Annotated in this window: 20 protein-coding genes and 1 tRNA gene; all 21 read left to right on the top strand. The window is 61.0% G+C overall.

All coding sequences use genetic code 11. The annotated features are described in order from the left end of the window. The first annotated feature begins 3 nt into the window (after positions 1 to 3). The 21 genes from rplX to rplJ all read left to right on the top strand — a co-directional run bounded on the left by rplX (position 4) and on the right by rplJ (position 12,279). A complete protein-coding gene (gene rplX, locus M9924_15545; GenBank protein ID MCO5065811.1) occupies positions 4 to 315 on the top strand; it encodes a 50S ribosomal protein L24 in 312 nt (103 codons plus the stop codon). Beyond that, a complete protein-coding gene (gene rplE / locus M9924_15550; protein MCO5065812.1) occupies positions 308 to 871 on the top strand; it encodes a 50S ribosomal protein L5 in 564 nt (187 codons plus the stop codon). The genes rplX and rplE overlap by 8 nt, the downstream gene beginning before the upstream one ends. 28 nt (positions 872 to 899) lie before the next feature. Then, positions 900 to 1,205: a 30S ribosomal protein S14 gene (gene rpsN / locus M9924_15555; protein MCO5065813.1), complete on the top strand. Its 306-nt coding sequence runs from the start codon at positions 900 to 902 to the stop codon at positions 1,203 to 1,205. Positions 1,206 to 1,218: 13 nt separating this feature from the next. Continuing rightward, a complete protein-coding gene (gene rpsH, locus M9924_15560) occupies positions 1,219 to 1,617 on the top strand; it encodes a 30S ribosomal protein S8 (GenBank protein ID MCO5065814.1) in 399 nt (132 codons plus the stop codon). Positions 1,618 to 1,709: 92 nt separating this feature from the next. Beyond that, entirely contained in the window at positions 1,710 to 2,243 is a 534-nt protein-coding gene (gene rplF, locus M9924_15565; GenBank protein MCO5065815.1) for a 50S ribosomal protein L6, read from the top strand. Positions 2,244 to 2,320: 77 nt separating this feature from the next. Continuing rightward, positions 2,321 to 2,674, top strand: coding sequence for a 50S ribosomal protein L18 (rplR, locus tag M9924_15570; protein MCO5065816.1), 354 nt, complete (start codon positions 2,321 to 2,323; stop codon positions 2,672 to 2,674). A 114-nt stretch (positions 2,675 to 2,788) separates the two neighbouring features. After that, on the top strand, positions 2,789 to 3,358 hold the full coding sequence (gene rpsE / locus M9924_15575) for a 30S ribosomal protein S5 (protein MCO5065817.1): 570 nt from the start codon (positions 2,789 to 2,791) through the stop codon (positions 3,356 to 3,358). A gap of 21 nt (positions 3,359 to 3,379) precedes the next feature. Further along, entirely contained in the window at positions 3,380 to 3,577 is a 198-nt protein-coding gene (gene rpmD / locus M9924_15580; GenBank protein ID MCO5065818.1) for a 50S ribosomal protein L30, read from the top strand. Between the two features lie 19 nt (positions 3,578 to 3,596). Beyond that, complete coding sequence (gene rplO, locus M9924_15585) at positions 3,597 to 4,073, top strand: 50S ribosomal protein L15 (protein MCO5065819.1); 477 nt, start codon at positions 3,597 to 3,599, stop codon at positions 4,071 to 4,073. Positions 4,074 to 4,228: 155 nt separating this feature from the next. Next, complete coding sequence (gene secY / locus M9924_15590) at positions 4,229 to 5,569, top strand: preprotein translocase subunit SecY (GenBank protein ID MCO5065820.1); 1,341 nt, start codon at positions 4,229 to 4,231, stop codon at positions 5,567 to 5,569. Further along, entirely contained in the window at positions 5,566 to 6,162 is a 597-nt protein-coding gene (locus M9924_15595) for an adenylate kinase (GenBank protein ID MCO5065821.1), read from the top strand. Before secY ends, M9924_15595 begins: the two co-directional genes overlap by 4 nt. 182 nt (positions 6,163 to 6,344) lie before the next feature. Next, entirely contained in the window at positions 6,345 to 6,713 is a 369-nt protein-coding gene (gene rpsM / locus M9924_15600) for a 30S ribosomal protein S13 (protein MCO5065822.1), read from the top strand. Between the two features lie 100 nt (positions 6,714 to 6,813). Next, the gene (gene rpsK / locus M9924_15605) at positions 6,814 to 7,203 is read left to right on the top strand and encodes a 30S ribosomal protein S11 (protein MCO5065823.1); all 390 of its coding nucleotides are present in this window, start codon (positions 6,814 to 6,816) and stop codon (positions 7,201 to 7,203) included. Positions 7,204 to 7,333: 130 nt separating this feature from the next. Then, positions 7,334 to 8,344, top strand: coding sequence for a DNA-directed RNA polymerase subunit alpha (locus M9924_15610; GenBank protein ID MCO5065824.1), 1,011 nt, complete (start codon positions 7,334 to 7,336; stop codon positions 8,342 to 8,344). A gap of 85 nt (positions 8,345 to 8,429) precedes the next feature. Continuing rightward, the gene (rplQ, locus tag M9924_15615; protein MCO5065825.1) at positions 8,430 to 8,861 is read left to right on the top strand and encodes a 50S ribosomal protein L17; all 432 of its coding nucleotides are present in this window, start codon (positions 8,430 to 8,432) and stop codon (positions 8,859 to 8,861) included. 126 nt (positions 8,862 to 8,987) lie between these two features. Then, positions 8,988 to 9,063 (top strand) — tRNA-Trp (locus M9924_15620). 304 nt (positions 9,064 to 9,367) lie between these two features. Beyond that, positions 9,368 to 9,568, top strand: coding sequence for a preprotein translocase subunit SecE (secE, locus tag M9924_15625; protein MCO5065826.1), 201 nt, complete (start codon positions 9,368 to 9,370; stop codon positions 9,566 to 9,568). A 26-nt stretch (positions 9,569 to 9,594) separates the two neighbouring features. After that, positions 9,595 to 10,122, top strand: coding sequence for a transcription termination/antitermination protein NusG (gene nusG / locus M9924_15630; GenBank protein MCO5065827.1), 528 nt, complete (start codon positions 9,595 to 9,597; stop codon positions 10,120 to 10,122). Positions 10,123 to 10,270: 148 nt separating this feature from the next. After that, positions 10,271 to 10,699 carry a 50S ribosomal protein L11 gene (rplK, locus tag M9924_15635; GenBank protein MCO5065828.1) on the top strand — a complete coding sequence of 143 codons (429 nt, stop codon included), beginning with the start codon at positions 10,271 to 10,273 and terminating at the stop codon, positions 10,697 to 10,699. Between the two features lie 4 nt (positions 10,700 to 10,703). Further along, positions 10,704 to 11,405, top strand: coding sequence for a 50S ribosomal protein L1 (rplA, locus tag M9924_15640; protein ID MCO5065829.1), 702 nt, complete (start codon positions 10,704 to 10,706; stop codon positions 11,403 to 11,405). Between the two features lie 355 nt (positions 11,406 to 11,760). Further along, positions 11,761 to 12,279 (top strand): 50S ribosomal protein L10, encoded by a 519-nt coding sequence (gene rplJ, locus M9924_15645; GenBank protein MCO5065830.1) that lies wholly within the window; start codon positions 11,761 to 11,763, stop codon positions 12,277 to 12,279. The last annotated feature ends 6 nt before the right edge of the window (positions 12,280 to 12,285 follow it).

The following is a 12,285-nucleotide window of genomic DNA, read 5'->3' on the forward strand; positions in this document are numbered from 1 at the left end:
AAGATGCAAAAGATCCGTAAGGGCGACCAGGTCGTCGTGCTGACCGGCAAGGACAAAGGCCGCAGCGGTGAAGTGCTTCGGGTATTGCCGAAGGACGACAAAGCCGTGGTGCGTGGCGTCAATGTCGTGCAGCGTCACCAGAAGCAGTCCCAGACCCAGCAGGGCGGTATCGTTAGAAAAGAAGCGCCGGTCCACCTGTCGAACATCGCCGTGGCCGATCCGAAGGACGGCAAGCCGACCCGCGTGGGCTTTGAGGTTCGCGACGGCAAGAAGGTGCGTGTCGCCAAGCGCTCGGGAGCAGTGATCAATGGCTAAGGCAGCACAATCATACGAACCGCGCCTGAAGACGGTCTACAACGAGACCATTCGCAAGGCGATGCTCGAACAGTTCAAGTACGACAACGAGATGCAGGTTCCCCGCATCGACAAGATCGTGCTCAACATGGGCGTTGGCGAAGCGACGGGCGACTCCAAGAAGCCGGCCGTTGCGGCCGAGGACTTGGCCCTGATTGCGGGCCAGAAGGCCGTCGTTACCCGTGCGCGCAAGTCGATTGCAGGTTTCAAGGTGCGCGAGAACATGCCGATCGGCGCGAAGGTCACCTTGCGCAAGGAACGGATGTACGAATTCCTTGACCGCTTGGTAAACATCGCTCTGCCGCGTGTCCGCGACTTCCGCGGCCTGAACCCGAAGAGCTTTGATGGTCGCGGCAACTACGCCATGGGTATCAAGGAGCACATCGTGTTCCCGGAGATCAACTACGACAAGGTCGATCAGATCTGGGGCATGGACATCATCGTTTGTACGACCGCCAAGACGGATGACGAGGCCCGGGCACTGCTCAAGGCTTTCAACTTTCCGTTCCGGCAGTAACGGCAGCGAGAAAAGGAACGTTTGAGAAATGGCAAAGACCAGCTCAGTTGAGAAGAACAATCGCCGTCGCAAGCTTGTGGCGCAGAACGCCGCCAAGCGCCGCGCGTTGAAGGCGATCATCATGGACCAGAAGCAGCCTCTCGAAGAGCGCTTCCAGGCGCAGTTGAAGCTTGCTGCGCTGCCGCGCAATGGCTCCAAGACCCGCATCCGCAACCGTTGCGAAGTGACGGGCCGTCCGCGCGCCTATTATCGCAAGCTGAAAATGTCCCGTATCGCTTTGCGCGAACTCGGCTCGCTGGGCATGGTGCCCGGCCTGGTCAAGTCGAGCTGGTAAGGAGGGCTGAGAGATGTCTGTTACTGATCCGCTCGGCGATATGCTGACCCGCATCCGCAACGCCTATGGCCGCAAGAAGAGCTCGGTCTCGACGCCGGCTTCGACGTTGCGCGCGCGCGTTCTGGAAGTGTTGAAGTCCGAAGGTTATATCCGCGACTTCAGCCAGACCGATTTCGGCAACGGAAAGTCCGAAATCGAAATCGAGCTGAAATATTTCGACGGCAAGCCGGTCGTGCGCGAGATCGCGCGTGTCTCGAAGCCGGGCCGCCGCGTCTATGTTTCGGCCAAGTCGATTCCGAACGTGGCGAATGGCCTGGGAATTTCGATCCTCTCCACGCCGAAGGGCGTGATGGCGGATCATCAGGCCCGAGACGAGAATGTCGGCGGGGAAATCCTCTGCCAGGTGTTCTGATCGGCGTCTGAGCCGCCGGGCATTGAAATTGGACGAGGCCGATGGGGCATGCGCCCCACGGCGAACGCAAGTTTAGGAACGAGGACAGAAAGATGTCTCGTATTGGCAAGAAACCCGTCGCGGTTCCCCAGGGCGTCACCGCAAATGTCAACGGCCAGACCGTGACGGCGAAAGGCCCCAGGGGCGAGTTGAAGTTCGTCGTCAACGACGAAGTTCTGGTTAAGCTGGAAGGCACCGAAATCTCGGTCGAACCACGCGACCAGTCGAAGGACGCTCGCTCGAAATGGGGCATGTCGCGGACCCAGATCGTCAATATTCTCAATGGCGTAAAGGACGGCTTTGAGAAGAAGCTGGAGATCACGGGCGTCGGCTATCGCGCAGCGATGCAGGGCAAGAACCTTCAGCTCGCGCTCGGCTTCAGCCATGATGTGATCTACGAGACGCCGGATGGCATCACGATCAGCGTCCCGAAGCCCACGGAGATTACCGTTGCGGGCATCGACAAGCAGCGTGTCGGCCAGGTGGCCGCCGAGATCCGCGAGTATCGCGGTCCCGAACCCTACAAGGGCAAGGGCGTGCGCTATGCTGGCGAGCGCATCGTGCGCAAGGAAGGCAAGAAGAAGTAGTGCTACGGAAGGTGGTCGCGGGAGCAGGGCTACCGCAGATGGCTGCCGCCGTTTTCTAAGGCAAAAGGAAGTTGGCCATGGCCGAGAAAGCATCGATTCAGAAGCGCGCGCAGCGCGTGCGCCGGCAGATCAAGAAGGTTGCGGGGGATCGCCCGCGCCTTTCCGTGCATCGTTCGTCGAAGCACATCTACGCGCAGATCATTGACGATGCGAAGGGCCACACGGTGGCGTCGGCGTCGTCGCTGGAGAAGGACCAGCGTGGCAAGACCGGTGCGGACACCGGCGCCGCAGCTCTCGTGGGCAAGCTCGTTGCCGAGCGCGCGGTCAAGGCCGGCGTCAAGGACGTGGTGTTCGATCGCGGGGCATACATTTATCACGGTCGCGTCAAGGCGCTGGCCGAGGCAGCCCGTGAGGCCGGCCTGAACTTCTGAGTTCGGCTTCGCGGAAGGTTGCGCGGATCCATGCTTGCAACCGGTCCGGTGTCGGTATAGACGCCGGGCTTCATTTTTAACCTGGTCAGTCCGGAAAAGAACAAGGAACAGGATATGGCACAAGAACGTCGGGAAGGCGGCCGCGAGCGCGGTCGTGACCGTGAGGAGCGTGACGACGGCATCGTCGACAAGCTCGTACACATCAATCGCGTCGCCAAGGTCGTGAAGGGCGGCAAGCGCTTCGGCTTTGCCGCACTCGTCGTCGTCGGTGACCAGAAGGGCCGGGTCGGCTTCGGTCACGGCAAGGCGCGCGAAGTGCCGGAAGCGATCCGCAAGGCGACCGAGAGCGCCAAGCGCGACATGATCTTCGTTCCGCTGCGTTCGGGTCGTACCCTCCATCACGACGTGGAAGGTCGCTGGGGCGCTGGCCGCGTGCTGCTGCGCGCTGCGAAGCCCGGTACGGGCATCATCGCCGGCGGTCCGATGCGCGCCGTTTTCGAAACGGTCGGCATGCATGACGTGGTTGCGAAGTCGATGGGTTCGTCGAACCCATATAACATGGTTCGCGCCACGTTCGACGCGTTGAAGAGCCAGATGCATCCCAAGGATGTGGCGGCTGCGCGCGGCATCAAGTATTCGACACTTCAGGCTCGCCGCGGCTCCGCCGTGACGGCTGAAGAGTAAGCCAGGGAAGGGATGACCGCCATGGCCAGCAAAGCAGGTAAAACCGTAACCGTCGAACAGATCGGCAGCCCGATCCGCCAGCCGAAGAGCCAGCGTGCAACGCTCGTCGGCCTCGGATTGAACAAGCTGCATCGCCGTTCGACGCTCGAGGACACCCCGTCCGTCCGCGGCATGATCAATTCGGTCCCGCATCTCGTCCGCGTCGTGGACGAGAAGTAAGCCGCGCAGGAGAACGACCATGAAACTGAACGAACTGCGTGACAAGGAAGGGGCAACCCATTCCCGCAAGCGTCTGGGCCGGGGTATTGGATCCGGCTCCGGCAAAACCGCCGGTCGCGGCGTCAAGGGCCAGAAGGCGCGCTCGGGCGTCGCCATCAACGGCTTCGAAGGCGGACAGATGCCGCTCTACCGGCGTCTGCCGAAGCGTGGCTTCAAGAAGCCGTTCGCCAAGTCTTTCAACGCCGTGTCCCTCGGTCGAATCCAGACCGCGATCGACGCCAAAAAGCTCGACGCCAAGGAGACGGTGAACGCCGAAGCGTTGCTCAAGGCCGGCGTCATCCGCCGCGTCAAGGACGGTGTTCGCCTGTTGGGCGGCGGCGAGTTGAAGGCGAAGGTCGCATTCGACATTGCAGGCGCCTCGAAATCCGCTGTCGCGGCGGTTGAAAAAGCGGGCGGCTCGGTGAAATTGCCCGAGCCGGCTGCGGTCGCCGAGTAATTTTGATGGACAAGCGGCGGCCTTTGAGCCGCCGCTTGCATCTTCGGGCCTGCACGCCTATGTCGTGACGACCCTTTCCGTGCTTCGCGCGGGCAATCCAGCATCAGAGTATGTGCGCCTTAGCGGCAGCGCGTGCTCTTACGGAGACCAGGTGCATGGCATCGGCTGCTGAACAACTTGCTTCCAATCTGAATTTTGCGGCCTTCGCAAAAGCCGAAGACCTCAAGAAGCGTATCTGGTTCACGCTCGGCGCGCTGCTGGTTTATCGTCTCGGCACCTACATCCCGCTGCCGGGCATCAACCCCGACGCATTTGCACACGCATTCCAGCAGCAGAGCCAAGGCGTCCTCGGCGTTTTCAATGCCTTCGCAGGCGGTGCGGTCGAGCGTATGGCGATCTTTGCGCTGGGCATCATGCCGTACATCTCCGCATCGATCATCATGCAGCTCATGACTTCCGTTATTCCGACGCTGGAAGCGTTGAAGAAGGAAGGTGAGCAGGGCCGCAAGATCATCAACCAGTATACGCGCTACGGCACGGTGCTGCTGGCCATGGTGCAGGCCTACGGCATTTCCGTCGGACTAGAATCGGGGCAGGGGATCGTCACCGATCCGGGTTGGTTCTTCCGGCTCTCGACCGTGATCACGCTGACGGGCGGCACGATGTTCCTGATGTGGCTCGGCGAGCAGATCACGGCGCGCGGCATCGGCAACGGCATTTCGCTCATCATCTTCTCCGGTATCGTCGCAGGCCTGCCGCATGCGCTTGGACAGACGCTTGAGCTTGGCCGCACTGGAGCGATGTCCACGGGATTGATTCTCGGCATCATCGCGCTCTGCATTGTGGTGATCGGCGCAATCGTCTTCTTCGAGCGCGCGCAACGGCGCCTGCTGATCCAGTATCCGAAGCGGCAGATCGGCAACCGCATGTTCCAGGGCGATACGTCGCACCTGCCGCTGAAACTGAACACCGCAGGCGTCATTCCGCCGATCTTCGCATCCTCGCTTTTGCTCCTGCCCGCGACGCTCGCTGGCTTTTCGAACACGACCACCCTGCCGGGTTGGGCGAGCACGGCACTGGCGCTGCTCGGGCACGGCCAGCCGCTCTATATGCTGCTCTATGCGGCGATGATCGTATTCTTCTGCTTCTTTTATACCGCCATCGTGTTCAATCCGAAGGACACGGCAGACCAGTTGAAGAAGCATTCCGGCTTCATTCCCGGCTATCGCCCGGGCGAAAGGACCGCCGAATACATAGACTACGTGCTGACGCGCATAACCGCCGTCGGTGCAATCTATCTCGTTATTGTCTGCCTCATCCCGGAGTTTCTGATTTCCTGGGCTGGCGTGCCGTTCTACCTTGGTGGCACTTCGCTTTTGATCGTTGTCAGTGTAACGCTCGACACCGTCGCCCAAATCCAGGGGCACCTCATTGCGCATCAGTATGAGGGCCTCATCAAGAAATCGAAGCTGCGTGGGGGGAAAAGAGGAAAATGAGGCTTATTCTGCTTGGCCCGCCGGGGGCGGGAAAGGGGACACAAGCACAGCGCCTGATCGAAAAATTGGGTATCCCGCAGCTTTCCACAGGCGATATGCTGCGCGCGGCCGTGAAGGCCGGAACTGAAGTCGGAAAGCGCGCCAAGGCTGTGATGGATGCCGGCGAACTCGTGTCGGACGAGATCGTCAATGCGATTGTCGCCGAGCGCATCGATCAATCTGACTGCGCGCAGGGTTTCATCCTCGATGGCTATCCGCGCACACTTCAGCAGGCAGATGCGGTCGAAGAGATGCTGGCGGCCCGCGATCTCGGGCTGGATGCCGTGATCGAACTCATCGTCGATGACAAGGCGCTTGTCGGGCGCATCGTGAAACGCGCCCAGGACGCCGAGGCCGCCGGACAGCCGGTTCGCAAAGACGACAATCCCGCCGTGTTTGAAGAGCGTCTGCGCGAATATTACAAGAAGACCGCGCCGCTGACCGGCTACTACTACGCCAAGCGTATGCTGCGCGACGTGGACGGCATGCAATCCATCGATCGGGTGACGGCTGACATTGAAGCCATTCTGGCGTCGGTCGGTAACAAAAGATAGAAGCTGCTGTTGACTTGGCCGCGGACGTGAACTATCTGCGGCGCACATTCCAATCAGGAAACGGGCTGGCCGCTCTTGTATGAGCGTGGCCGGCTTTTTGATTGGAACACCCGCAAGGGCCGGCCTCCACCGGACGCGGGTCAACCCGAGCGCCGGATGTCCGGCCCACATGGAGAAATGATATGGCTCGTATAGCCGGCGTCAACATACCGACCAACAAGCGCGTCGTGATCGCGCTTCAGTACATTCACGGCATTGGCAAGAAGTTCGCGCAGGAAATCATCGACAAGGTGGGCATTCCCGCCGATCGCCGCGTGAACCAGTTGACCGACGCCGAAGTGCTCGCGATCCGCGAGACAATCGACCGCGACTACCAGGTGGAAGGCGACCTGCGCCGCGACGTGTCGATGAATATCAAGCGCCTGATGGATCTGGGCAGCTATCGCGGCCTGCGCCATCGTCGCAACCTGCCGGTCCGCGGCCAGCGCACGCATACCAATGCGCGCGCCCGCAAGGGTCCCCGCAAGGCGATCGCCGGCAAGAAGAAGTAATTCAGGAGACCGGCGGGCCGGACCAATGGTCGTCCGCCGATTTCTTGTGGTGTAGCCGCTGGTGTTACGGCGGTGTTGAGATCAACTGGAAGGACATTGAATGGCCAAGGAAGCCACCCGCGTTCGCCGTCGCGAACGCAAGAACATTTCGTCGGGCGTCGCGCACGTCAATTCGAGCTTCAACAACACGATGATCACGATCAGCGATGCTCAGGGCAACGCGATCGCCTGGTCGTCTGCTGGCGCTCAGGGCTTCAAGGGATCGCGCAAGTCGACTCCGTTCGCGGCACAGGTCGCAGCCGAGGATGTTGCCAAGAAGGCGCAGGAACACGGCATGCGCACGCTGGAAGTGGAAGTCTGCGGCCCGGGCTCGGGTCGTGAGTCGGCGCTTCGTGCGTTGCAGGCGGCGGGCTTCACGATCACGTCGATCCGCGACGTGACGCCGATCCCGCACAATGGCTGCCGTCCGCGCAAGAAGCGCCGCGTCTGATTTGAACCGAACTGCCGCGCGAGCGCGCGATCTGTTTTGCCGGCATGTCCGGCGAGGCAACCGGCGCTCCTCCACGGTTTCCAGGTCGCCCGTCACGATTGGATGGTGCGGGCAAACGGAAGGAAAAACCATGATCCAGAAAAACTGGCAGGAATTGATAAAGCCCAACAAGATCGACTTCACGTCGAAGGGGCGCACGCTCACAACGCTGGTGGCGGAACCGCTGGAGCGCGGCTTCGGCCTGACGCTCGGCAACGCGTTGCGCCGCGTCTTGCTGTCGTCCTTGCGGGGCGCTGCCGTAACTGCCGTGCAGATCGACGGTGTGTTGCATGAGTTCTCTTCGATCCCGGGCGTTCGCGAGGACGTGACGGATATCGTGCTGAACATCAAAGAGATCGCGATTCGCATGGAAGGCGATGGTCCGAAGCGCATGGTCGTGCGCAAGCAGGGCCCGGGCGCCGTGCTCGCTGGTGACATCCAGACTGTCGGCGATGTCGAGATCCTGAACCCGGACCATGTGATCTGCACGCTCGATGATGGCGCCGAGATCCGCATGGAGTTCACGGTCGATACAGGCAAGGGCTATGTTCCCGCCGAGCGCAATCGCGCCGAGGATGCGCCGATCGGGCTCATTCCGGTAGACAGCCTCTATTCGCCGGTCAAGAAGGTCTCCTACAAGGTCGAGAACACCCGCGAGGGCCAGGTTCTGGACTATGACAAGCTGACCATGACCATTGAGACGAACGGCTCGGTGTCGGGCGAGGATGCGGTGGCGTTCGCGGCGCGCATCCTGCAGGACCAGCTCGGGCTTTTCGTGAATTTCGAGGAGCCGCAGAAGGAAGTCGCTTCCGAAGCCGTCACCGAGCTTGCCTTCAACCCTTCGCTTCTCAAGAAGGTCGACGAGCTGGAGCTTTCGGTGCGTTCGGCCAACTGCCTCAAGAACGATAACATCGTCTATATCGGCGACCTGATCCAGAAGACGGAAGCCGAGATGCTGCGGACGCCGAATTTCGGGCGCAAGTCGCTCAACGAGATCAAGGAAGTGCTCGCGGCTATGGGCCTTCATCTTGGCATGGAAGTGCCGGATTGGCCGCCGGACAACATCGAAGACCTCGCAAAGCGTTACGAAGACCAATATTGAGCATGACGCCGGGGCGGAAGCTCCGGCCATGCGGCAAAACACCTGAGGCGCGACGAGCGCCCAACCGAAACCAAGGAGAAGAGCCATGCGTCACGGATTTGCCGGCCGCCGGTTCGCCCGCAGCGTGAGCCACCGAAAGGCGATGTTCGCCAATCTCGCTGCTTCGCTCATCGAACATGAGCAGATCGTCACCACGCTTCCGAAGGCGAAGGACCTGCGTCCGATCGTCGAGAAGCTTGTCACGCTTGGCAAGCGCGGCGACTTGCACGCCCGGCGGCAGGTTATCGCGCAGATCGGCAACGAGCATCTCGTGAAGCGCCTGTTCGAAACCATCGCGCCGCGCTATGCGCAGCGCAATGGCGGATATCTGCGCATCATGAAGGCGGGCTTCCGCCACGGTGACAACGCCCCGCTCGCGGTGATCGAATTCGTCGACCGCGACGTTTCGGCCAAGGGCGCGGGCGACAAGGCCCGTGTCGAAGCCGAAGCCGCGGATGAACAGGCCGAAGCAGCCTGAGAACGCGAAGGCGCGCGCGACCCGATCAGGGTCCGCCGCGCGCAGGCGAGATGCGTTTTTCCGCGTGGAAGCGCCGCAGCCTCCCTTGAAACAAGGGGGGAATTGTGAAAAGAGAGCGTCCTCGCTAGGGGTATAGCTCAGTTGGTAGAGCGGCGGTCTCCAAAACCGCAGGTCGCGGGTTCGAGCCCTGCTGCCCCTGCCAGTTCCTCGGGATTATCGCTCGTCTTGCGACAATCGAGGAAATCTGGCATAGAAATGCCATAGCCGGAACGGGACGACTGGATGGTTCCGACGCGGCGCTTGGTGAGGTGGAGGTGTTTGCGCCCTTGCATATGGGGCAAAACGTCTCTATGTAGATCGACGGACACGCGGTGCGTGGAGCTGGGAAGCTGGCTTTACGCACCTTTGTTGCGTGTCTAGAATGGCCGGGCCGAATCGCGATGGCGTGCAGGCGCAAGGCAAATCCAGAAGGCCCGGAACACGGGCTCACGAGAACAGAGCGGCGAATGGCAAAGACGACGAACCCCTTTACCTTCATTCAGCAGGTAAGGGCCGAGACCGGCAAGGTCACCTGGCCATCGCGCCGCGAGACGCTGATCTCGACGGTCATGGTTCTTGTATTCTCGCTGATCGCCATGGCGTTCTTTTTCGTTGCCGACCAGGCCATGGCAAAAGCGGTCGAATTCATTCTGGGCATCGGCCGCTGATTGCGGCTACAAGGACTGATTTTAAGATGACTGCTCGCTGGTACATCGTTCACGCCTATTCGAACTTCGAGAAGAAGGTCGCGGAAGATATAGAGCACAAGGCCCGGCAGAAGGGGCTTTCGGAGCAGATCGAGAAGATCGTCGTGCCGACGGAAAAGGTCGTCGAGGTTCGTCGGGGCCGCAAGATCGATGCGGAGCGCAAGTTCTTCCCGGGCTACGTGCTGCTGAAGGCGAACCTGACCGATGCGGTGTTCTCGCTTGTGAAGAACACGCCCAAGGTAACTGGTTTTCTTGGGGATTCCAAGCCGGTGCCGATCACCGAGGCGGAAGCCGAACGCATTCTCAACCAGGTTCAGGAAGGTGTGGACCGGCCAAAGCCGTCCGTTACTTTCGAGATCGGCGAGCAGGTGCGGGTTTCGGACGGTCCGTTCGCTTCCTTCAACGGTTTCGTGCAGGAAGTCGATCAGGAGCGCGCGCGCCTCAAGGTGGAAGTTTCGATTTTTGGCCGGGCTGTCCCGGTCGATCTGGAATTCGGACAGGTCGAGAAGGCCTGATCCGGCCGCGATCCGCAAGGATCGCGACGCCGACGGGAAACTGTCGGAAGAATGGTGGGAGGCGAAGGCGGCTTTTGCCGGCTGCCTGAACCGGACCACCAAACTGCAACCGCCGGCACGTCCGGCACAATGTGAAGGCAGGTAAGAGATGGCTAAGAAAGTTGCAGGCCAGCTCAAGCTGCAGGTTTCCGCAGGCTCGGCGACACCGTCGCCGCCGATCGGTCCCGCACTTGGTCAGCGTGGCATCAACATCATGGAATTCTGCAAGGCGTTCAATGCGCAGACGCAGGAAATGGAAAAGGGTTCGCCGATTCCCGTGGTGATCACTTATTATCAGGACAAGTCATTCACCTTCGTGATGAAGACGCCACCGGTGAGCTATTTCCTGAAAAAGGCCGCGAAGCTGAAATCCGGTTCGAAGGAGCCGGGCAAGGTGAAGGCCGGGCAGATCGGTCGCGACGAAGTGCGCAAGATCGCCGAAGCCAAGATGAAGGACCTCAACGCCAACGACGTGGATGCAGCGATGCGCATGGTTGAAGGCTCGGCCCGTTCGATGGGCCTGGAAGTGGTGGGCTGAGATCATGGCTAAGGTTTCCAAGCGTATTGCCAAGGCGCGCGAGGGTATTGACCCGAACAAGGCCTATTCGCTCGAAGATGCGGTGAAGCTGCTGAAGGATCGCGCATCGGCGAAATTCGACGAGACGATCGAGGTCGCAATGAATCTCGGAGTCGATCCTCGCCATGCGGACCAAATGGTGCGCGGCGTGGTCAACTTGCCGAACGGAACCGGCCGCAATGTGCGGGTTGCGGTTTTCGCCAAGGGCGCGAAGGCCGATGAGGCGACCGCCGCCGGGGCCGACCTGGTGGGCGCCGAGGATCTGGTCGAGATCGTCCAGAAGGGCGAGATCAATTTCGACCGTTGCATCGCAACGCCCGACCTGATGCCGCTCGTCGGTCGTCTGGGCAAGGTTCTAGGTCCGCGCGGCATGATGCCGAACCCGAAGGTCGGCACCGTGACCATGGATGTGGCTGCGGCTGTGAAGGCGTCAAAGGGTGGCGCGGTCGAGTTCCGCGTCGAAAAGGCGGGCATCGTTCATGCGGGCGTCGGCAAGGTGTCGTTCGATGCCAATGCGATCGCCGAGAATGTACGCGCGTTCACCGATGCGGTGACCAAGGCCAAGCCGGCTGGCGCGAAGGGCAACTATGTCAAGAAGGTCTCCGTGACCTCGACAATGGGCCCGGGCCTCAAGCTCGATATCGCGTCGCTGAATCCGGCGCAGTAAGTTTCAGGCAGTCCGCCATCGGCGGATTGCCGGCAAGAATTCCGGCTCCCGTTCGCGGGGGCCGGATACCGGGAACGAAAGTTTCCGGAATCCTGTCCGAGATTGCAGGCGGTCTTGCCCCAGGGCGGACCTTAATCCGAATGGGCCGGCATGAGACGGGTGAAAACCGGACAAAGGGACGAATGTCCCGATGGAAGGTTCGAACCATGTTGACCTTTGTCTGTGCGCCGAAAGGCGTGGCGGGAAGCGGCAGGATCCTCGAACGTCTTTCGGGTGATCCATGAAGGGTGACCCGCAAGGCAGAAGGCAACCCGGCCTCCCGCTCGGTAGAGCAGGGGCCAACTGGAGATAGGCAGTGGATAGAGCGGAAAAGCGCGAACTCGTCACGGGCCTGAACGACGCCTTCACGGGCGCCGGTTCAGTCGTCGTGGCCCACTACGCCGGTATCACCGTCGCGCAGATGAACGATCTTCGTTCGAAGATGCGTCAGGCCGGCGGCACCGTCAAAGTCGCGAAGAACCGTCTCGCCAAAATCGCCCTTCAGGGTACCGAAGCCGAGAAGATCATCGAGCTGTTCAAGGGACAGACGCTGGTCGCCTACTCGGAAGATCCGGTTACGGCGCCGAAGATCGCTTCAGAGTTCGCCAAGTCGAACGAAAAGCTGATCATCCTCGGCGGCGCAATGGGTGCGACCGTTCTCAATCCCGATGGTGTGAAGGCTTTGGCCACCATGCCGTCGCTGGACGAACTTCGCGCCAAGATTGTCGGCATGATTTCCACGCCGGCAACGCGGATCGCACAGGTCGTCAATGCGCCGGCAGCACAGCTTGCCCGCGTGTTCGGCGCATATGCCCGGAAGGACGAGGCGGCATGAGGCCGT

The organism is Rhizobiaceae bacterium (genome assembly GCA_023953835.1).
GTDB lineage: Bacteria > Pseudomonadota > Alphaproteobacteria > Rhizobiales > Rhizobiaceae > Mesorhizobium_G.